Raw genomic sequence first — 19,108 nt, forward strand, 5'->3', positions numbered from 1 at the left:
ATTAGCAAGGATCAAATGTTAATTAACGAAGCGATCCGTGCCCGTGAAGTCCGTTTAATCGGTGCTGACGGGAGCCAATTGGGAGTCGTACCTTTTAGGGAAGCATTGCGCATTGCCCAGGAAGCTGAATTGGATCTGGTAAACGTTGCTCCTACAGCCAAGCCGCCTGTATGCCGTATCATGGACTATGGAAAGTTCAAATACGAGCAGGCGAAAAAGGAAAAAGAAGCACGTAAAAACCAGAAGATCATCGAGCTGAAAGAAGTGCGTTTTTCTTCTAACATCGAGGAACACGATTTTCAAACAAAGCTTCGCAACGTCCGCAAGTTCTTGGAGGATCAACACAAGGTGAAGTGTACGATCCGTTTCCGTGGACGTGAAATCACCCACTCCGAAATTGGACTAGGCGTTATGGAACGTGTAGCTGCCCAGTGTGAAGATCTCGCTACGCCTGAGCGCAAGCCGAAGATCGAGGGCCGCAGCATGATCATGATTCTGGCTCCGAAAGCGGAAAAGTAAGATAGTAGTTTAGACAGGAGGATTTTTCAGATGCCTAAAATGAAAACCAACAAGGCTGCTGCGAAACGTTTCAAAAAGACTGGAAGCGGCCAATTGAAGCGCGACCGCGCATTTGGTAGCCACTTGTTCGCTAACAAATCGACTAAGCAAAAGCGCCACCTGCGCAAAGCTGCACTCGTTTCCAAAGGCGATCAAAAACGTATGGAGCAAATGCTCACTTACCTGTAAGTTTTTCTTTATTACACACCATTACGCAGCATGAGCTCCCTAAGCGCCTAGCAGTAGGCCGCCATGCTGGAAAGACCAGGAGGAGTTTAGTATGCCAAGAGTAAAAGGTGGCATTGTTACACGCCGTCGTCATAAGAAAATCCTGAAGCTGGCGAAAGGATACTTCGGTTCCAAACATCGCCTGTTTAAATCCGCTAATGCGCAGGTAATGAAATCCCTGTTGTATGCATACCGTGACCGTCGTCAAAAGAAACGTGATTTCCGCAAACTGTGGATCACTCGTATCAACGCGCAAGCTCGCATGAACGGTCTGTCCTACAGCCGTTTGATGCACGGCCTGAAAGTTGCTGGCATCGAAGTTAACCGCAAAATGCTGGCTGACTTGGCTGTTAACGACAAAGCTGCGTTCAACGAACTGGCAACAGTTGCAAAAGGCAAACTGAACGCTTAATTTTTGCAAAGAAGAGCCGATCTTCCCGATTAAGGGCAAGGTCGGCTTTTTTGTTGTGGTCCACAGGCTATTAATCTCCTTGTCTATTCAACAAATAATTCGCTGTCGAATGGCGTCCGCCACACCTTGTGCGCGATTTTGAACACCGAGCTTTTTTAAGGCGGACTTGATGTAATCCTGCACGGTAAACTCACTGATTCCCATCCAGTTCGCCATCTCCTTTACGCTTTCACCCCATGACATCCGCTGCATGACTTCGACTTCCCGGCGTGAGAGCTTGACGGTGTTAGGGCGAAGGGAGTCGGTTGCCAATACTTTGCCCAGCATCGAACAGTATGCGCTCAGAGATTGTACCAATTGATGGTTGATGCCAGAACAGCCATCCTGATGCCAGGAAATACCGGCGTAGCCGAGTACGTTAGGCCCATAGCTGATAGGGAGAATGAGAGCATAAGGGGCGCCGTACACTAAATGGGGCGGGAACTGACGAATCGCCTCAGAATCTAGTAGTACGGCTCTCTGTTCACGGATCGCTTGCTGGATAAGGGGCATATTGCGCATGTCCACCCGTATATCGCGGATGGAGCATAACTCTTGGTCAAGGATCGACCAAAGTCCCTCGCCCATTTGACTGAGCGTGGAGTAATTGCACAGAATGGCTCCCATGAAAGGAAAGAGATCCACGAAGCCTCGTACAGCAAGCACCAGTTTCTCCTCGTAATATGCCGTTTCTTTGATTCGATCGATGTACATGTTCAGCTCTGGACTGACCATGGAGTGATTGCCACCTCCATTTAAGTGATGAACACCCCCTGATTTTTGGGGATATGAACGACCGTTCAGCCTGACCTATAATCAACCTACAGCGCCTTCATTTTATCAAACCGCTGATCGGAGCGTAAAGAATGGGAATGGTATAAATTAACAATTTCGTGACTTTTTTCATTCGTTCGAAATAGAAGGCGTATGAGAAAAAAGAAAGGTTGGATGGGGATGAGGAATGGTTTTGTTTCGACCAGCCAAAAAGGATTGGATCAGGAGCTTCTGCCGTACCAATTGTATCAAAAAGCGAAGAGATACGGCATTTGGAACCCGCAGGACATTGATTTTACGCAAGACCGCGAAGATTACGCGAAGATGAATCCGGAGCAGAAGGAAGAAACTTTGGGAAGGATTGCTGGTTTTCTTGGTGGGGAAGAAGCAGTCACCCTCGATCTTTTGCCTTTGATCATGGTTATTGCAGAGGAAGGGCGATTGGAGGAAGAAATGTATTTGACGACCTTCCTGTTTGAAGAGGCCAAGCATACGGAGTTTTTCCGGTTGGTTCTCGACAACATCGGCGAGTCAGGAGACTTGCATCATTTTCACGATGATGTGTACAAGCGAATTTTCCATGAGATCTTGCCGAATGCACTCAATCGTTTGCTGACGGATAAATCCCCCGAAGCCATCGCAGAAGCATCTACTGTTTACAACATGTTTGTGGAAGGCGTGCTCGCAGAGACAGGCTACTATGCGTTTTACGAAGCACTCAGCAAAACGGGGCTGATGCCTGGTTTAATGCAAGGAATTGGGTATTTGAAGACAGACGAATCGCGGCACATTAGCTACGGAACATTCTTGTTGCAGCGATTGATCTGTGAGCATCCCCATATTTACGATGTCATTGCCAAAAAGATGGAGGAGCTGGCTCCAATGGCAAGTCATCTGTATGACTGGATGGATGACCCACAAGGGGTGAGTGCATTCGGGGTGAAGGTCGCTGATTTGCAGCAGTTTGCGAAAAAGCAACTGAGTGTGCGTATGGAGGTACTCGCCCGAGCAAAAGGGCAGACGATTGAAGAGCTGTATAAGCATACAAGAACCACAATCGATGTGTAAGAAAAAACGATCGAACACATTCGAGTCGTTGCTTACAGAACTAGGCTATAGTCCTAAAGCGGAATCCGCCCAAGGTCTGAGTAAAAAACAACCTCCCGTCCGTGTTAGACAGCTTGGCTGATCCCTTACAATAAAGCCATAAGAGGAAAACATTGGATAGGGAGAGAGATCAAAATGAAAAAACAAAAGTGGATGATGATGGGTATTACAGCAGTTGTTTGTTCAGCGATGGTCGTGCCAGGGGCGTTTGCCAAAGAGAAAGATGACGCACATTCCGTGACGAATGCTTTCTTCGCCCCTGGTCCGTACACGGCGGCTCCAGCAGCCCAAAAAACAGATGCCGTGACAGACACGAAAACAGCAGGAAGTGCATTTATTTTCGCTCCAAATGTAAACGAAAAAGAAGAAAACTAATGGGGTCAGTCCCGTCCAAGCATCCGTACAGGATGCTTTTTCTTTTGTAAAAAACGATTCCGTCTCAGGTCTGAGAAAAAAACAATCTTTCGTCTGTGTCGAGCAGACTCCCTACTGCCATACAATAAAAAGCGTTACAGGAAAACATTGGATAGGGAGAGAGACATAGATGAGAAAACAAAAATGGATGATGATGGGTGTAACAGCAGTTGTCTGTTCAGCATTGCTCGTGCCAGGAGCGTTTGCAAAAGACAAGGATGATTCTTACACCGTGACACCTTCCTTGATAACCCCTGGTTCATACGCCGTACCAACGGTTCAAAAAACCGAGGCCAAAAACACGCAACAAATCGGTGCCTCTTTTATTTTCGCCCCCACAGTAAACGAAAAAGAGGAAAAATAAAGCAGCCAAAAGCTGTCAGACCCTGTCTGGCAGCTTTTTTCCTGTAAAAAGCACCTCAGCCAAACGGTTATGAATGTTTGGTTTGGGCGAGGTGGATATAGGTGGACGATGCGCCACTTCCAGTCACTAGGCATATGATGGTGGGTGAATCCTAGCAAGAGAGGAGTTTCGCTGATGAGCAATCGCCAGAAAATGGCGGATGAGGAATTACAGGAATGGGCAAGACGACTGGAAGCTCAAGCGCCCCAGGACGTGCTTGTGAACGCCGTAGAAAACTATGCAGCGAGTCTGATCCTAGCTGCCAGCTTTGGCGCTGAAGATGTCGTTTTAATCGACATGCTGCACAAATTGGCTCCCACGATTCCTGTTTTTTACCTCGATACCAACATTCATTTTGCTGAAACGTATGATACGCGTGACAAGCTGCAAGTCAGATACGGCACAACATTTATTCAAGTACAGCCACAGTTGTCGTTAGCCGAGCAGGCAGAAAAACACGGAGAAAAACTGTGGGAGCGAGAACCGAATCTTTGCTGCGAGATTCGGAAGGTAGAGCCGTTAAAGCGCGTCCTGTCCAACTATCAGGCGTGGATTACAGGCATTCGCCGCGAGCAATCACCTACCCGGGCGAATACCAAAAAAGTGGAGTGGGACGAAAAATTCAACCTGGTTAAATTCAATCCGCTAGCAGATTGGACGGAGGCCCAGGTGTGGGAATATATCCATGCACATGATGTCCCTTACAATCCATTGCACGACCGGAATTATCCGAGCATTGGCTGCCGAGTATGCACGCGCGCTGTCCTGCCTGGCCAAGATCCTCGGTCGGGACGGTGGGCTGGCTTCGAAAAGACCGAATGCGGTCTGCACAAATGAACAGCGCAGGAGGGAAAGATGTGAAGCAAACGATCATTCCGCATGGGATCAAAAAAGCCATTATCGTGGACAAATGGACCTTGTCGGACATCGAATGTCTTGCCATCGGAGCATTTTCGCCGTTGACTGGATTCATGGAAGAGGCGGATTATCACACTGTCGTGGAAGCGATGCGTCTAGCCAATGGAACGGTATGGCCGTTGCCGGTGACATTGGCTGTCGATGCAGATGAGCACGACGATCTTGTGCCTGACGACAGGATTCTGTTACGTGGGGAAGATGGAGTGGATTATGCGATTTTACAGGTGAAAAGCTGCTTTGTGCCGGATAAAATGCGGGAGGCAGAGCGCGTTTTTCGTACGGTCGATCTCGCTCACCCCGGTGTGAAAAAGCTGTTTGAAAAGCCAAACCTTTACGTGGGTGGGCCTGTAGAAATCCTGCAAAAGCCACAGCCTGAGCGCTTTTCTGATTTTTATTTGACGCCAGCAGAAACCAGAAAAATATTTCGGGAAAAAGGCTGGAAAACGGTGGTTGGTTTCCAAACCCGCAATCCCGTTCACCGGGCACATGAGTATATTCAAAAGACGGCATTGGAGATTGTCGATGGCCTTTTTCTCAACCCACTGATGGGGGAAACGAAGTCTGACGATGTTCCTGCACAAGTGCGTATGAAAAGCTATCTCGCCCTTCTGGAAAATTACTATCCGCACAACCGTGTACTGCTCGGAGCTTTTCCGGCTGCCATGCGATATGCGGGTCCGCGTGAGGCGGTCTTCCACGCATTGGTAAGAAAAAATTACGGTTGCACTCATTTTATCGTCGGCCGCGATCACGCAGGGGTAGGCGATTACTACGGCACGTATGATGCGCAGCACATCTTTTCCGAGTTTGCGCCAGGCGAGCTCGGTATCCAGTTGCTCTTTTTTGAACACAGCTTTTACTGCAAGGTATGCCAAGGGATGGCAACGACCAAGACGTGTCCGCATGACAAAGACTCTCATATGACCTTATCGGGAACAAAAGTGAGGGAAATGTTGAGAAACGGGATCACGCCACCTCCGGAATTTACACGTCCGGAAGTCGCGACGATTTTGATAGAGGGATTGAAAGCCCCGCAATAAAACGAAAACCGAAAAGCAGGAGAGGGACGGCAAAGCCGTTCTTTTTCCATTGCAAAAAACTGGACAAGTTTTGTTTTTGGTGAAAAACGTCTCGACGTTTTTCATAAAAGTATACGCGACCGCTTGCGGTCAACAAAACGGTTTTGGCCGTTTTGTTGTATCCGCTTTCACGCAAAAACCGCGCTATATAGCCATTTCCAACTGAGCATTCGTTCGGACGAAAGTCCAGTAAAATCTTTTTGTTTTCGTTGACACCCCCTAGGTGCCTAGCTATAATCAGACGTAACACTTTATTCTGACAACAACAATATTTAAAATATTGTTTAAATAGCAGGCTATGACGAGGATGGTGCACGTTTCCCCTTTTACAGAGAGCCCTGATGCTGAGAAATGGGTATAGGGTACGTCGCATTGCTCACCTCCGAGCCGTTTAGCTGAAACTTGCTTTGCAGGTAGTAGGTCGAACCGCTTAACACCCGTTAACGTGTTACAGTCCACATTTGCTGTGACTGGCTGAGATCGGCTGACCGTGAGGCTCCGATAAAGTTGGGTGGTACCGCGAACCCTTTCGCCCCAAAAGACATGGAAATAAAACCGTGTCGGGGCGAAAGGGTTTTTCTATGTGTCTATAGTTATTTTCAATACCTGTTGGAATTGGGAGGAGGAGAGATCAATGAGTGTTGAAATGGCCGAATTGCAGAAAAAGAACGGCATTCCACCGATTCAGTTCGGGGAAGAAGTGACAGGAGCAGAAACTTTGCTGCGCTGTTTGATCCTGGAGGAAGTTGAATACATTTTCGGCTATCCAGGCGGGGCGGTTCTCCCTATTTATGACTCCCTGTACGGGAGCTACTTCAAGCACATTTTGACTCGCCACGAGCAAGGCGCTATCCACGCTGCTGACGGATATGCCCGAGCGACAGGCAAACCGGGTGTATGTATCGCCACTTCTGGTCCGGGAGCAACAAACCTCGTAACGGGGATTGCAACCGCTCAGATGGACTCGGTTCCGCTGGTCTGCATCACGGGTAACGTGGCACAGTCCCTGATTGGTACCGACGCATTCCAAGAGGCGAACATTACGGGCATTACCATCCCGATTACGAAGCACAGCTACTTTGTCCGCGACATTCGCGATCTTCCGCGGATTGTAAAGGAAGCTTTCCACATCGCGACGACCGGTCGTCCGGGCCCAGTATTGATCGATATTCCGAAAGACGTCGCCAATGCGAAGGCACCATTTACCTACCCGGATCAAGTGGAGATTCGCGGCTACCGCGCTTCACTCGTACCAAGCGACGAAGAAGTACAAGAGTTTGTAAAAGCCGTTGGCGAAGCGAAGCGCCCAGTCATTTTGGCGGGCGGGGGAATCATTGCAGCTCAAGCAGAGAAAGAATTGCGCGACTTTGCTGAAAAAACACGCATCCCGGTGATCAACACCTTCATGGGATTGGGCGGTTTCCCTGGAACACACGAGTTGTCACTGGCAATGCCAGGGATGCACGGAAATTACACAGCGAACCAAGCACTCTTGAATGCGGATTGTGTAATTGGTCTGGGAGCACGCTTTGATGACCGGATCACGATGGGACGCACGAAAGAGTTCGCACCAAAAGCCCGCATCGTACACGTCGACATCGATCCAGCAGAGCTGGGGAAAAACGTAGACACAGCCGTCACAGTAGCGGGCGACGTGAAGAGCACGCTGGCAAAAGCAATTCCGCTCGCAAAAACCTGTGATTCGGAAGCGTGGATCAGCCAGTTGAAAGAGTGGCAAAAGCAATATCCGTACAAGTACAAAAAAGATGGCGACGTATTGAAGCCACAAGCCGTCATTGAACTCTTGTACAACTCCACAGATGGGGAAGCGATCGTCACAACAGACGTTGGACAACACCAGATGTGGACAGCTCAATACTACAAGTTCAAGCACCCGCGCTCCTTTATCTCTTCCGGTGGTCTCGGCACGATGGGCTTCGGCTTCCCGGCAGCAATTGGCGCACAGATCGCTCACCCGGATCGCACGGTAATCTCCGTCGTTGGGGATGGTGGATTCCAGATGACAAACCAGGAGCTGGCAATCGTCTCCCAATACAACATTCCGGTTAAAGTAGCGATTGTGAACAATCAGTGCTTGGGAATGGTTCGTCAATGGCAGGAGCTCTTCTACGATAATCGCTACAGCCAAATCGATCTGACCTGCAGTCCGGATTTTGTCAAGCTGGCGGAAGCATATGGCGTAAAAGGCTTGCGAGCAAGGACGCCGGAGGAAGCCGAAGCAGTCTGGGCAGAGGCACTTGCGCATGATGGACCAGTCGTGGTGGACTTCCGAGTAGCACAGGGAGAAAACGTATATCCGATGGTTGCATCAGGCGACACATTAGATCAGATGGAATTGGGGGACGATTAGGATGCAGCAACATACCATTTCCGTACTCGTCAACGACCAACCAGGCGTTTTGACCAGAGTGGCGACACTGTTCGGCCAACGCGGCTTCAACATCGACAGTATTACGGTGGGGGGGACGGAAGAACAGGGGTTGTCCCGGATGATCATTACAACCGGGGGAGATGATCGCCAAATCAATCAGCTCATGAAGCAATTGCACAAGCTGATCGATGTCATCTCGGTCACGAATCTCAGCGAGAACCCTTTTGTATCAAGGGAACTGGCGCTGATTAAAGTGACGGCATCGCCCAGCCAGCTGGCAGAGTTAAACGGAATTGTCGAGCCGTTCCGAGCCGCGATCGTCGATGTGGGTCCTAGCTCACTGATCGTGCAAGTAACGGGTGACACCGAAAAGATTGATGCGCTGCTCGTACTATTACAAAGCTACGGCGTTATTGAACTGACAAGAACAGGTTCCGTAGCGATGGCCCGCAGTATTGTTCCAGCAACAGCCGCAGCAACGGTTTAAATTGCCAAATTTCAGAATAAAAATTCAAACTAAACATTTTTAAGGAGGCTATACAAATGGTAAAAATGTATTATGAAGCAGACGTAAAACAAGAGGTACTGCGTGGGAAAACAATCGCAATCATCGGTTATGGTAGCCAAGGTCATGCACAAGCACAAAACCTGCGAGACAGCGGTTATAAAGTAGTTGTCGGTCTGCGTCCAGGAAAATCTTGGGATGTCGCAGCAAAAGACGGTTTTGAAGTTTTGACTGTAGCAGAAGCAACCAAACGCGCTGACGTGGTTCAAATCTTGATGCCAGATGAGCGTCAAGCACAAGTATACCGCGACGAGATTGCTCCAAACCTGAAATCCGGCGCTGCACTGTGCTTCTCTCACGGCTTCAACATCCACTACGCGCAAATCGTGCCGCCAGCTGATGTAGACGTAATCATGGCAGCTCCAAAAAGCCCGGGCCACCTGGTTCGCCGCGTATACCAAGAAGGCTTCGGCGTGCCTGGCTTGATCGCCGTGTATCAAGATGCAACTGGCAACGCGAAAGATCTCGCACTCGCCTACTCCAGCGGTATTGGCTGCACAAAAGCAGGCGTAATCGAAACCTCTTTCCGTGAAGAGACAGAAACAGACTTGTTCGGTGAGCAAGCAGTATTGTGCGGTGGCGCAAGCGAGCTGGTAAAAGCAGGCTTCGATACATTGGTGGAAGCTGGTTATGCTCCTGAGATCGCCTACTTCGAGTGCTTGCATGAGCTGAAGCTGATCGTTGACCTGATGTACGAAGGTGGCTTGGCTCGTATGCGCTACTCCATCAGTGACACTGCTGAGTACGGTGACTACAGCACAGGTCGTCGCATCATCACAGACGAAACTCGCAAAGAAATGAAAAAAGTACTGGCGGAAATCCAAGACGGTACATTCGCTCGCAATTGGATCTTGGAAAACCAAGCAAACCGTCCTGGCTTCACTTCCCGCCGCCGTCTGGAATCCGAGCATGGCATCGAGGTAGTAGGGGAGCAGCTGCGCAGCATGATGTCTTGGATCAACAAAGATGCGAAAAAAGAAGAAGTAAAAATCGGTCAATAAATAGGTGTGCAAAAAACGCATATATAATGTAGGGAAAAATGTGGAGGTGAAAAGTTCATGCGGACCATTGAGATTTTTGATACGACACTGCGCGATGGGGAGCAGTCTCCGGGCGTCAATATTAGCACGAACGAAAAGGTGGAGATCGCCCTTCAACTCGAGAAGCTGGGCGTAAACAAAATTGAGGCGGGCTTCGCTGCTGCCTCCCCTGGTGACCAAAAGTCTGTGGCCGAAGTTGCAAAACGGGTGAAGAATGCAACCGTCGTCAGTCTGGCTCGTGCCGTAAAAGACGACATGGATAAGGCATACGAAGCGCTTCGCAACGCACAAAACGCTTCCCTCCACGTCTTTCTCGCAACATCTCCGATTCACCGTCAGTTCAAGCTGAACATGAGCAAGGAAGAAGTCCTTGCTCGGGCGGTGGAAGCGGTCACCTATGCGAAAAAGTACTTTACGGAAGTTCAGTTTTCCGCAGAGGATGCGGCGCGTACCGAGATCGACTTTTTGGCAGAGGTTGTAGAGGCAGTTATTAAGGCAGGGGCTACCACGGTAAATATTCCAGATACGGTTGGCTACATGACGCCGTATCAATACGGAAACATTTTCCGCGAGCTGAAAAAACGCGTGCCTTCTACTGATCTGATTCGCTTGAGCTGCCATTGCCACGATGACCTCGGGATGGCAGTCGCCAACAGTCTCGCTGCTGTCGAGGGTGGAGCTACACAAGTGGAGGGCACCATCAATGGAATCGGAGAGCGCGCTGGAAATGCTGCTCTGGAAGAAGTGGCGCTTGCGTTGGAGACGCGCAAGGATTACTACCAGGCGACGACCAAGCTGAACTTGAAAGAAATCGCACGGACCAGCCAGCTGGTGAGCCGTTTGACAGGGATGATCGTGCCAGGAAATAAAGCAGTCGTGGGTGCAAATGCTTTTGCGCACGAATCCGGTATTCACCAGGATGGTGTGTTAAAAGAGGTCACTACGTACGAAATTATCCGTCCGGAATCGGTCGGCTTCAAGTCAAACAAACTGGTTCTCGGCAAGCATTCTGGCCGCCATGCCTTCAAGGAAAAGCTGGTTGATCTGGGCTATCACTTGGAGCAAGAAGAGGTAAACGCAGCGTTTGCAGCATTCAAAGTATTGTGCGACAAGAAGAAAGAAATCACGGATGACGACATCCTCGCATTGGTCGACTCCAAGATGGTTCGCGGACCTGAAGCGTTCCAGCTGGAATCCGTGCAGCTCGCTTACGGCAACATTTCCGTTCCGACAGCGAGTGTGCGACTGGTTCGTGCCGACGGATCGGTATGCGAAGAAGCCGCATGTGGAAATGGATCGGTTGATTCTATCTACAAAGCGATTGACCGCGCTACCGGAGAAGAAGTCTCCCTCGTCGATTACAAAATCCTTTCTGTTACCCATGGGCAAGATGCATTGGGTGAAGTGTTCGTACGCCTTCAACAGGGCGATCTGATCGTAACAGGACGCGGTGTGAGTACGGATGTGCTGGAAGCAAGCGCCATTGCCTATGTACGGGCAGTCAACAAGATCATGGAGCGGCGAGGCGAGCCTACGCCTGTCAGTGTAACAATATAAAGATAGGATCAAAAGTGGATAGGATCATAGGAACCAGCAGCGTTCGGAAACCATTACGTATAGAAAAGCGGGATAAACGATGAAGAAAAACTATCGCATCGCCGTTCTTCCTGGAGACGGTATTGGACCAGAAATCATGCAGGAAGCGGTCAAAGTCCTTACACTCGTAGGGGAACTTGAAGGTGTTACTTTTACATGTGAAGAAGGCCGGATCGGTGGTATCGCAATCGATACGGATGGAACACCGTTGCCAGAAGAAACGGTAACGCTGGCAAAGCAAGCGGATGCTGTGCTCTTGGGAGCCGTTGGCGGACCGAAGTGGGATCAGAATCCTGGGCATCTTCGCCCGGAAACAGGGCTGCTCGGCATTCGCAAAGCACTCGGTTTGTTTGCGAACATTCGCCCAGCTACTATGCACAGCTCACTGGTGGATGCGTCCACCCTCAAGCCAGAAGTCGTTTCTGGCGTTGACCTGATCGTTGTACGTGAATTGACCGGGGGGATTTATTTCGGTGAGAAAAAACGTTATGACGGTCCAAACGGTGAAGTCGCAGAAGATCAGTGCATCTATCATGAAGCGGAAGTCGAGCGAATCATTCGAGTAGGCTTCGACATTGCACGCAAACGCCAAAAGCGTCTCGTATCTGTAGATAAGGCAAACGTCCTCGAAAGCTCCCGCCTCTGGCGCAAGGTAGCTGAGCGAGTAGCGGCTGACTATCCAGATGTAGAGCTGTCCCACCAGTTGGTAGACTCCTGCGCGATGCAGCTCGTACGTGAACCAAAACAGTTTGACGTCATCGTGACGGAAAACATGTTTGGCGACATCCTGAGTGATCAGGCAGCGATGCTGACTGGTTCGATTGGGATGCTGTCCTCGGCGAGTCTGGCAGCAGGCAGCTTTGGCTTGTATGAACCGGTTCATGGCTCTGCCCCTGACATTGCTGGAAAAGGCATTGCCAATCCGCTGGCAACCATTTTGTCTGTAGCGATGATGCTTCGTCTCTCGCTCGGTATGGATGAAGCGGCAGCAGCAGTGGAAAACGCAGTATGGTCCGTACTGGAAGCAGGACATCGCACTGGCGATATCGCGGCAGACAGAAGCAAAGCGATTGGTACAATCGAGATGGGCCAACTGGTTCGCGACGAGCTGTCCAAACAGTGGAAAAAACAATAACGTAAGCACAAAACAAAACCCTGCCAAAGTCCTTCGGGTGCTTTGGCAGGGTTTTCTCCATTTTTATACGGTTTATCCGATGGTGATCCTCCCTTTTGGATAGCGGAAGTACTCCTTCTGTTTGCGCTGTGCGAGGGCAAAGGCAATCGTGAGAGGTCCCAAACGACCGGCAAACATCGTCAATATGATCAGAGTTTTCCCGATCGGAGTCAGATGAGGGGTCAGCCCCATGGATAGTCCAGTCGTAGCAAACGCGGAAGTGACCTCGAACAGGATCATCTCGAATCGGGCACTTGTTTCTGTAATAGAAAGCACCATCGTGATGACAAGGACAATGAACAAGGAGATCATCGTCAATGTCAGCGATTTGTAGACCATGTGAGGCAGGATGCGTTGCCGGAAGAAGATCACGTCTTCTTTTCCTTTCATTTGGGCGACAACAGCACCAATCAGTGTGGCGAATGTCGTCGTCTTGATACCGCCACCCGTCGATCCTGGAGAAGCACCGATGAACATCAGGATAATAATGAGGAAAAGCGACGACTGATACATATCCCCGATACTTAAGGTGTTCGAACCTGCCGTACGTGCTGTGATTGACTGATAAAGCGAGCCAAGCACTTTGCCCATCATAGACAAAGGCTGCAAGGTCTTCGGATTCGTGTACTCCAAAATAAAGATCAGAGCAGTTCCTGCCACAATTAATATCCCGGTAGTGGACAAAACGACCTTCGTATGTAGAGAAAGGCGGCGCGGTTGACGGTAATCGTACAGCTCACTCACAACCATGAATCCGATTCCGCCAAGGATGATCAACAGACAGACAACAAGTGTGACGACTGGGTCATCCACATAGGCTGTCAAGCTGGCGAATTCACCCATCAGGTCAAAACCAGCGTTGTTAAAGTTGGAAATCGCATGGAAAAAGCCGAAGTAGATCGCTTTTTGCAGAGGAAAGTCAAAGGCAAAACGAATAGAGAGAAGCACTCCACCTATTAACTCAGTAATCGCAGTAAAAACCAGAATCATTTTGGCTAATCGTACGACACCTTCTATCGACATCTGATTCAGCGATTCTTGAAGGATGAGCCGTTCGCGCAATGAAATTTTTTTACGCATAATCAGTGCGAAAAAGGTAGCGAACGTCATAAATCCGAGACCGCCAATTTGGATGAGAGACAAAATGACGAGTTGACCAAAGGTAGTGAAAGTCGTTCCAGTATCAACGACAACCAAGCCTGTTACACACGTAGCAGAGGTGGCTGTAAACAGTGCGTCAAGCCAATGCAGACCAAGTCCATCAACTGTAGCGACTGGGAGTGTCAAAAGCAGCGCTCCCAAGAAGATAATCAAGGCAAACCCAAGAACAAGCGTTTTTGGTGGGTCAAGGTGAAGCTTTTCTACGATTTTTTTAATCATAGCAGGTTATACCTCGGCTTTTTTCGAGTCTTGTGTATGGGAAGGAGGGAAATCCATCTCTTAGTATGGCATTTCCCTTAGAAATCTTACCGAAGAAGAGCAGCACCCAATCGGTGAAGCCAATGTTTCAACTCTCGTTCCTCCAGTGGAGCGAGTGGGAAACGGACAGCCGGGCAGCGCAGAGTATCGGCTGGCTCATCCGCTACGCGAAAAGCATGACCGCCTGTCAGCTCGAGACCTTCCTCACGCAGAATAGCGACGACTCTCTCTTCTTGTTCAGTTGCTCTTGCGGTTGGCGTGCCCCATTTGATCCACGTATTTAAGCCCCCTGAAATGGGGTACATGCGTGCATGATCAGGGAGTGCCTGACGTTTTTCCTGCCACAGTCGCAGGAAGCGGGTCTGGAACAGGGCGCGACGATCAGCCAAAAACTCTTCGTAAAACCATGGATCATCAAGGAGTTGAACGGCTGCCTCTACGACGAGCAGGGAAGGTTCCGCTCCGGTCATGGAAACAAGCTGGCTGTAGCGCTCTAATTCATCATTCGATAAACCAGAAGGGAGCATCAACACGCCCAATTGCAGATCACGAGCCAGTGTTTTGGACAAAGAATGCAAATAGTAGACCTCGATTGTGCTTTTTGCCTGCGCAGCCATCTGGTACAGCGGAACGCTCGGCTCTTCAAACCAGAGGTCGCCATAATGATCGTTTTCAATAAGACGCACATTATGATTCTGTGCCCATTCGAGCAGCTCTTCCTTTCGTTTCAACGAATAGCTGATGCCTGTAGGGAATTGATAATGCGGATTAATCAACAGCCAATTGGCAGGATAATGCTCCTGCTCTTCATTGAGGGCTTGAATACAAACGCCTTCCTCATCCATGCGAATCGGGCGAACCGTAATGCCGCACTGGCTCAGTAGGCGCAGGAACACGGGATAGCTATACTCCTCCACGTAGACGACATCACGCGCATTCATGACGCGCTGTGCTAGAAAGGCGAAGCCGCTCGTGCTTCTGTTAAAAAGCAGAAGGCGCTCTGGAGAGTGAGGCAGTCCCCTTCGGCTGAGGTGATCAGCGAAAACCTTGGCAGCCTGCGTTCGCATAATTTTCTTTTTGGCTGATGGTTCATCCAATACAGTCAGGCTCTCGTAAAAAGCACCACGCAATCGCTTTACCAGCTCTTCGCTTGGACGAGGGGAGGAATCAGCTAGGGAAGCGATCGGAATATCTGTGAGCGGGAGACGATTTTCCAAACGAGCTTCTTTGGCCAGCTGGGTCAAGTAATAGCCTTTGCCGTGTACAGCTTCCAGCCAGCCTTCCAACGCAAGATGATCGTATGCTTTTTTGACTGTTTCCAACGAACAGCCGCTAATTGTTTTCATATCTCGCAGTGATATCAATTGTTGTCCATCTACAAGAAAGGCACCGCGCAGAATCGCTGTTTTCAATTGTTCAGCGAGTTGTACATAGATCGGTGTGTGCGATTGTTTGTGGAAATGAAAAGAAAAATAAGGTCGCTCTGGCATTCCCGCACGCCTCCTTGTTTGTCGAAAAAATAGCAGTCATCAGCATTATATAGGAAAGCGAAGCATCTCGGGTATAGGTAGTGAAGAAATTGTTGCCGGAACGACGAAGGTATTGGAAACCCGAACATGGTATCATGAGAAGAAGAGATATAATAGAAGAAATGAGGAAGTTACGGATGAGTACGCAGGAACACAAGGCGCTATCGCCCAAGCAAGTCACATGCATGGTCATTACCGTTTCCGATACCCGGACTGAGGATACAGATAAAAGCGGACAATTAATGAAGCAGCTACTGATTGAAGCCGGACACAGCGTTGCGCTTTATCAAATAGTAAAGGACGAGCCTGTACAGGTCATTGCGGCGATCGAAGCGGGAATCGCACATGAAGACGTTCAAGTCATTCTTCTCAATGGCGGTACTGGCATTTCGCCCCGAGACAATACCTTTGAGGCTGTTTCTGGCTTACTCGATAAGGAAATGCCAGGATTTGGCGAGCTGTTTCGGATGTTGAGCTTTACAGAAGACATCGGTTCGGCAGCGATGCTCAGTCGTGCGGTTGCAGGGACGCGGAAAGGGAAAATGATTTTTTCCACGCCAGGCTCGACAGGTGCGGTGCGACTGGCGATGAATCGGTTGATCGTGCCGGAGCTGGGGCATGTGGTGCGTGAATTAAACCGTTAACGATTTGCCGTTACTAGCCTCGTATGGTACTGTTACGAAAGGAAAAAGATCGGTCAGACCTGAACCATCGATTGCAGATGGTTTTTTGGTGCCGAATTTTGCAAGGAGAGTAGACCCATCCATGAAGATTTTACTATCGACTTTAAACGCCAAGTTTATTCACTCCTCACTCGCTTTGCGTTATTTGCGAAGCTATGCTCAGGAAGCATTTCCTTCGATTGAGCTGGTGGAGTATACCATCAACGATGTGACGTTAAATATAGTAGCAGATATACACAAGCGCAAGCCGGATGTCGTTGCATTTTCCTGTTATATCTGGAACATTCGCGAGACCCTTAGTGTCATGCGCACGCTGAAAAAGATTTGCCCGGATGTTCCGATTATCCTCGGGGGACCAGAAGTGACCTATGATGCGGATGAATGGATGAAGAAGCATCCTGAAATCGATGTCATCTGCATTGGTGAAGGGGAGCAGACCTTCTTGGAGCTTTTGCAGGTGTATCAGGAAGCGTTGCAAACCAAGCAGCCTCCACGCCTGCGTGATGTAGCCGGAATCGCTTATCGCGAAGAGGAGTACGTGCGCTTTTCTATGCCGCGTGCTCAGGTTGAAGAGATGGACAGCATTCCTTCCCCATACGCGGATCATCTTGACGAGCTGAACAACCGCGTAGTCTATTTTGAGGCATCTCGTGGCTGTCCGTTCAAATGCCAATACTGTCTGTCTTCGATTGAAGACGGCGTACGCTATTTCAGTCTGGAACGAGTGAAAGAAGATCTCATGCGTTTGATCAATCACGGCGTCAAAACGATCAAGTTCGTGGATCGCACGTTTAACATCAATAAAAAATATGCGTTGGAAATCTTTCAGTTTTTGATCGACAACCACAATGGCACGATCTTTCAATTCGAGATCACGGCAGACATTTTGCGCGCGGACGTACTCGACTTCTTGACCGAGAACGCACCTCCAGGCATTTTCCGCTTCGAGATTGGGGTTCAGTCCACGAATGATGAGACCAACCGCCTTGTTCAACGGATTCAGCGCTTCGATCGCCTTGCGCGTACAGTGACACAGATCAAGGAGTCGAAAAAAATCGATCAGCATTTGGACTTGATCGCTGGCTTGCCTGAGGAAGATTACGCGTCCTTCCGCAAAACCTTCAACGACGTGTTTAGTCTGCGCCCGGAAGAGCTTCAGCTCGGTTTTTTGAAAATGCTGCGTGGGACAGGTGTTCGTGCGCGTGCGGCTAATCACGGCTATGTTTTTATGGATGAGGCTCCTTACGAAATTTTGGGGAATAACGTCCTTTCCTTTGATGACATGCAAAAAATCAAGCGTGTAGAAGACATTTTGGAAAAGTACTGGAATGCGCACCGAATGGACTATACAGTGGAATGGCTGTTGGCAAATCAGTTCGAAACGGCTTTTGACTTCTTCCAGGCATTTGGCGACTATTGGGAAAATCAAGGCTGGAGCCGTATCGGTCATCAATTAGAGGATTTGTTCGTGCGCTTGCAGAAGTTTTTGCAATTCCAGCAAGTGGAGGGTATGGGTCATGTGCTCAGCATGATGAAATTCGATTTCCTGCGCAACCAGAAGCATCGCCCGCGCAAGCTGTGGTGGGAGGATGTCATGGACAAGGAAGAGATGCAGCAGACGTTTGCTGTCCTAACCGAGCAGCGTGAGCGACTCCGCGATGATTTTGCGGCACATGCTGCATTGGAAAAGGATTATTTCAAGCACACGCTGACTGCCAAAGTGACCTTTGACATTGAAAAATGGATGGAGACCGGTGAGCTTGTCGAGGGAGATTTTACACTCGTCGTGTATTATCCGTACAAAGATGAAGAGGAAAATGCTTTTGCTGTCGTCAAGCAGGACGTCCAAGCAGCAGGCTAAACCACCGGATGATCAAATGAGTTGGGGGGAGGAGACGCAGATGAACGCAAGCGGGTATACGGAAGCTGTCGAGGAACGATTGCGTGCACATGGTGATTCGATTGTGGCTGGTCTCCCCCCCTTTTCCTTGGATGAAAGAGTATCTGTACTTGATAAAATACGTAAATCTATTGCAAAATAAACAAGTACCTTTTTTGAGGTTCATAACGTAATACATAGAGTCAGATATCGTGCGATGCCATAGCTGCTAGTATGTCAAGAAATGACCGCACTGTGGCAAGGATAGGGGATTTTGCCTCATGGAAGTCGACCTGCTAATGTCCATCATAGAGCAATACGGCTACGTAGCGATTTTTTTCATGCTTTGGCTGGGGATTGTAGGTTTGCCGATTCCCGATGAGCTGGTTGTCGCTACAGGAGGATTTCTTGCCTCCATTGGCGTGTTAAACCCTTGGTATTCTTTTTTAGCCGGATATTTAGGGGTTGCCTCCGGATTGACGATTGGCTTTTTACTTGGAAAGTACTTTGGGAAACCGATATTGCAATGGCTGTGCAAAACCGAGAAAATGAGAAACGCCGTGAATCGATCAACGGGCTTGCTGGAGAAGTATGGAACTACTGCTCTTTGCATCAGCTACTTATTTCCGGTAGTCCGTCATGTCGTCCCTTATTTGGTCGGGCTGGGCGGTATGACGTTCCGTCGTTATGCGATGCTGTCATATCCGATCGGGTTGGTTTGGACCATCGCCTTTTACTTTCTCGGCTATGTATTCGGTAATAATGTGGAAGCCATTATCGAAGTCATCCGTAAATACGGTTTCTACGCTTTGCTGGTGATCGTGGTTGTATTGGCTGTGGTATTCTTCGTACGCAAGCAGTTTATGGGAAATCGGGCATATCGGGCAAAAGGAGAATAA

General features: G+C 49.2%; 20 protein-coding genes. 17 read left to right on the plus strand and 3 right to left on the minus strand.

Annotated elements, in window-relative coordinates; translation table 11 throughout:
* Positions 1–15 precede the first annotated feature (15 nt).
* The 3 genes from infC to rplT all read left to right on the plus strand — a co-directional run bounded on the left by infC (position 16) and on the right by rplT (position 1,198).
* Complete coding sequence (gene infC / locus C7R91_RS27330) at positions 16–519, plus strand: translation initiation factor IF-3 (protein ID WP_035291699.1); 504 nt, start codon at positions 16–18, stop codon at positions 517–519.
* Positions 520–549: 30 nt separating this feature from the next.
* Positions 550–747 (plus strand): 50S ribosomal protein L35, encoded by a 198-nt coding sequence (gene rpmI, locus C7R91_RS27335; protein WP_047070958.1) that lies wholly within the window; start codon positions 550–552, stop codon positions 745–747.
* A gap of 91 nt (positions 748–838) precedes the next feature.
* Positions 839–1,198 (plus strand): 50S ribosomal protein L20, encoded by a 360-nt coding sequence (gene rplT, locus C7R91_RS27340; protein WP_047070959.1) that lies wholly within the window; start codon positions 839–841, stop codon positions 1,196–1,198.
* Between the two features lie 87 nt (positions 1,199–1,285).
* Here rplT and C7R91_RS27345 read toward each other — a convergent pair whose 3' ends face one another.
* The gene (locus C7R91_RS27345; RefSeq protein ID WP_047070960.1) at positions 1,286–1,972 is read right to left on the minus strand and encodes a helix-turn-helix transcriptional regulator; all 687 of its coding nucleotides are present in this window, start codon (positions 1,970–1,972) and stop codon (positions 1,286–1,288) included.
* A gap of 192 nt (positions 1,973–2,164) precedes the next feature.
* Here C7R91_RS27345 and C7R91_RS27350 point away from each other — a divergent pair, with 192 nt between their 5' ends.
* The 10 genes from C7R91_RS27350 to leuB all read left to right on the plus strand — a co-directional run bounded on the left by C7R91_RS27350 (position 2,165) and on the right by leuB (position 12,660).
* Positions 2,165–3,079 (plus strand): R2-like ligand-binding oxidase, encoded by a 915-nt coding sequence (locus C7R91_RS27350; protein WP_258183175.1) that lies wholly within the window; start codon positions 2,165–2,167, stop codon positions 3,077–3,079.
* A gap of 174 nt (positions 3,080–3,253) precedes the next feature.
* The gene (locus tag C7R91_RS27355; protein WP_047070961.1) at positions 3,254–3,493 is read left to right on the plus strand and encodes a hypothetical protein; all 240 of its coding nucleotides are present in this window, start codon (positions 3,254–3,256) and stop codon (positions 3,491–3,493) included.
* A gap of 169 nt (positions 3,494–3,662) precedes the next feature.
* Positions 3,663–3,896 (plus strand): hypothetical protein, encoded by a 234-nt coding sequence (locus C7R91_RS27360; RefSeq protein ID WP_047070962.1) that lies wholly within the window; start codon positions 3,663–3,665, stop codon positions 3,894–3,896.
* 174 nt (positions 3,897–4,070) lie between these two features.
* A complete protein-coding gene (locus C7R91_RS27365; protein WP_047070964.1) occupies positions 4,071–4,772 on the plus strand; it encodes a phosphoadenylyl-sulfate reductase in 702 nt (233 codons plus the stop codon).
* Positions 4,754–5,893: a sulfate adenylyltransferase gene (gene sat / locus C7R91_RS27370; protein WP_047070965.1), complete on the plus strand. Its 1,140-nt coding sequence runs from the start codon at positions 4,754–4,756 to the stop codon at positions 5,891–5,893. Before C7R91_RS27365 ends, sat begins: the two co-directional genes overlap by 19 nt.
* 673 nt (positions 5,894–6,566) lie before the next feature.
* Positions 6,567–8,303, plus strand: coding sequence for a biosynthetic-type acetolactate synthase large subunit (gene ilvB / locus C7R91_RS27380; RefSeq protein WP_047070966.1), 1,737 nt, complete (start codon positions 6,567–6,569; stop codon positions 8,301–8,303).
* A gap of 1 nt (position 8,304) precedes the next feature.
* Positions 8,305–8,811 (plus strand): acetolactate synthase small subunit, encoded by a 507-nt coding sequence (gene ilvN, locus C7R91_RS27385; RefSeq protein WP_047070968.1) that lies wholly within the window; start codon positions 8,305–8,307, stop codon positions 8,809–8,811.
* Between the two features lie 56 nt (positions 8,812–8,867).
* Positions 8,868–9,890, plus strand: a complete 1,023-nt coding sequence (gene ilvC, locus C7R91_RS27390) for a ketol-acid reductoisomerase (protein WP_047070969.1) — start codon at positions 8,868–8,870, stop codon at positions 9,888–9,890.
* Positions 9,891–9,947: 57 nt separating this feature from the next.
* Positions 9,948–11,486 (plus strand): 2-isopropylmalate synthase, encoded by a 1,539-nt coding sequence (locus tag C7R91_RS27395; RefSeq protein ID WP_047070971.1) that lies wholly within the window; start codon positions 9,948–9,950, stop codon positions 11,484–11,486.
* A gap of 79 nt (positions 11,487–11,565) precedes the next feature.
* Complete coding sequence (leuB, locus tag C7R91_RS27400; RefSeq protein WP_047070972.1) at positions 11,566–12,660, plus strand: 3-isopropylmalate dehydrogenase; 1,095 nt, start codon at positions 11,566–11,568, stop codon at positions 12,658–12,660.
* A 72-nt stretch (positions 12,661–12,732) separates the two neighbouring features.
* Here the strand turns inward: leuB and C7R91_RS27405 are convergent, their stop codons facing one another.
* The gene (locus tag C7R91_RS27405) at positions 12,733–14,079 is read right to left on the minus strand and encodes a TrkH family potassium uptake protein (RefSeq protein ID WP_047070973.1); all 1,347 of its coding nucleotides are present in this window, start codon (positions 14,077–14,079) and stop codon (positions 12,733–12,735) included.
* Positions 14,080–14,165: 86 nt separating this feature from the next.
* Positions 14,166–15,608 carry an aminotransferase-like domain-containing protein gene (locus C7R91_RS27410; protein ID WP_047070974.1) on the minus strand — a complete coding sequence of 481 codons (1,443 nt, stop codon included), beginning with the start codon at positions 15,606–15,608 and terminating at the stop codon, positions 14,166–14,168.
* A 176-nt stretch (positions 15,609–15,784) separates the two neighbouring features.
* On the opposite strand from C7R91_RS27410, the gene C7R91_RS27415 reads away from it, so the two are divergent.
* The 4 genes from C7R91_RS27415 to C7R91_RS27430 all read left to right on the plus strand — a co-directional run bounded on the left by C7R91_RS27415 (position 15,785) and on the right by C7R91_RS27430 (position 19,108).
* Positions 15,785–16,291 (plus strand): MogA/MoaB family molybdenum cofactor biosynthesis protein, encoded by a 507-nt coding sequence (locus C7R91_RS27415; protein WP_047070975.1) that lies wholly within the window; start codon positions 15,785–15,787, stop codon positions 16,289–16,291.
* A gap of 121 nt (positions 16,292–16,412) precedes the next feature.
* Positions 16,413–18,191 carry a B12-binding domain-containing radical SAM protein gene (locus tag C7R91_RS27420; protein WP_047070976.1) on the plus strand — a complete coding sequence of 593 codons (1,779 nt, stop codon included), beginning with the start codon at positions 16,413–16,415 and terminating at the stop codon, positions 18,189–18,191.
* Between the two features lie 40 nt (positions 18,192–18,231).
* Positions 18,232–18,372 carry a hypothetical protein gene (locus C7R91_RS29855; protein WP_236697898.1) on the plus strand — a complete coding sequence of 47 codons (141 nt, stop codon included), beginning with the start codon at positions 18,232–18,234 and terminating at the stop codon, positions 18,370–18,372.
* Between the two features lie 118 nt (positions 18,373–18,490).
* Positions 18,491–19,108, plus strand: a complete 618-nt coding sequence (locus C7R91_RS27430) for a DedA family protein (RefSeq protein ID WP_047070977.1) — start codon at positions 18,491–18,493, stop codon at positions 19,106–19,108.

This window comes from Brevibacillus formosus (assembly GCF_003013405.1).
GTDB classification, from domain to species: domain Bacteria; phylum Bacillota; class Bacilli; order Brevibacillales; family Brevibacillaceae; genus Brevibacillus; species Brevibacillus formosus.

Coding starts and splice junctions, on each gene's coding strand:
- C7R91_RS27410 (WP_047070974.1), bottom strand. CDS start 15,608: ATGCCAGAGCGACCTTATTTTTCTTTTCATTTCCACAAACAATCGCAC.
- rpmI (WP_047070958.1), top strand. CDS start 550: ATGCCTAAAATGAAAACCAACAAGGCTGCTGCGAAACGTTTCAAAAAG.
- C7R91_RS27405 (WP_047070973.1), bottom strand. CDS start 14,079: ATGATTAAAAAAATCGTAGAAAAGCTTCACCTTGACCCACCAAAAACG.
- leuB (WP_047070972.1), top strand. CDS start 11,566: ATGAAGAAAAACTATCGCATCGCCGTTCTTCCTGGAGACGGTATTGGA.
- infC (WP_035291699.1), top strand. CDS start 16: ATGTTAATTAACGAAGCGATCCGTGCCCGTGAAGTCCGTTTAATCGGT.
- ilvN (WP_047070968.1), top strand. CDS start 8,305: ATGCAGCAACATACCATTTCCGTACTCGTCAACGACCAACCAGGCGTT.
- C7R91_RS27365 (WP_047070964.1), top strand. CDS start 4,071: ATGAGCAATCGCCAGAAAATGGCGGATGAGGAATTACAGGAATGGGCA.
- C7R91_RS27415 (WP_047070975.1), top strand. CDS start 15,785: ATGAGTACGCAGGAACACAAGGCGCTATCGCCCAAGCAAGTCACATGC.
- C7R91_RS27360 (WP_047070962.1), top strand. CDS start 3,663: ATGAGAAAACAAAAATGGATGATGATGGGTGTAACAGCAGTTGTCTGT.
- C7R91_RS27345 (WP_047070960.1), bottom strand. CDS start 1,972: ATGGTCAGTCCAGAGCTGAACATGTACATCGATCGAATCAAAGAAACG.
- C7R91_RS29855 (WP_236697898.1), top strand. CDS start 18,232: ATGAACGCAAGCGGGTATACGGAAGCTGTCGAGGAACGATTGCGTGCA.
- sat (WP_047070965.1), top strand. CDS start 4,754: ATGCGGTCTGCACAAATGAACAGCGCAGGAGGGAAAGATGTGAAGCAA.
- C7R91_RS27430 (WP_047070977.1), top strand. CDS start 18,491: ATGGAAGTCGACCTGCTAATGTCCATCATAGAGCAATACGGCTACGTA.
- ilvC (WP_047070969.1), top strand. CDS start 8,868: ATGGTAAAAATGTATTATGAAGCAGACGTAAAACAAGAGGTACTGCGT.
- C7R91_RS27355 (WP_047070961.1), top strand. CDS start 3,254: ATGAAAAAACAAAAGTGGATGATGATGGGTATTACAGCAGTTGTTTGT.
- rplT (WP_047070959.1), top strand. CDS start 839: ATGCCAAGAGTAAAAGGTGGCATTGTTACACGCCGTCGTCATAAGAAA.
- C7R91_RS27350 (WP_258183175.1), top strand. CDS start 2,165: ATGAGAAAAAAGAAAGGTTGGATGGGGATGAGGAATGGTTTTGTTTCG.
- C7R91_RS27395 (WP_047070971.1), top strand. CDS start 9,948: ATGCGGACCATTGAGATTTTTGATACGACACTGCGCGATGGGGAGCAG.
- C7R91_RS27420 (WP_047070976.1), top strand. CDS start 16,413: ATGAAGATTTTACTATCGACTTTAAACGCCAAGTTTATTCACTCCTCA.
- ilvB (WP_047070966.1), top strand. CDS start 6,567: ATGAGTGTTGAAATGGCCGAATTGCAGAAAAAGAACGGCATTCCACCG.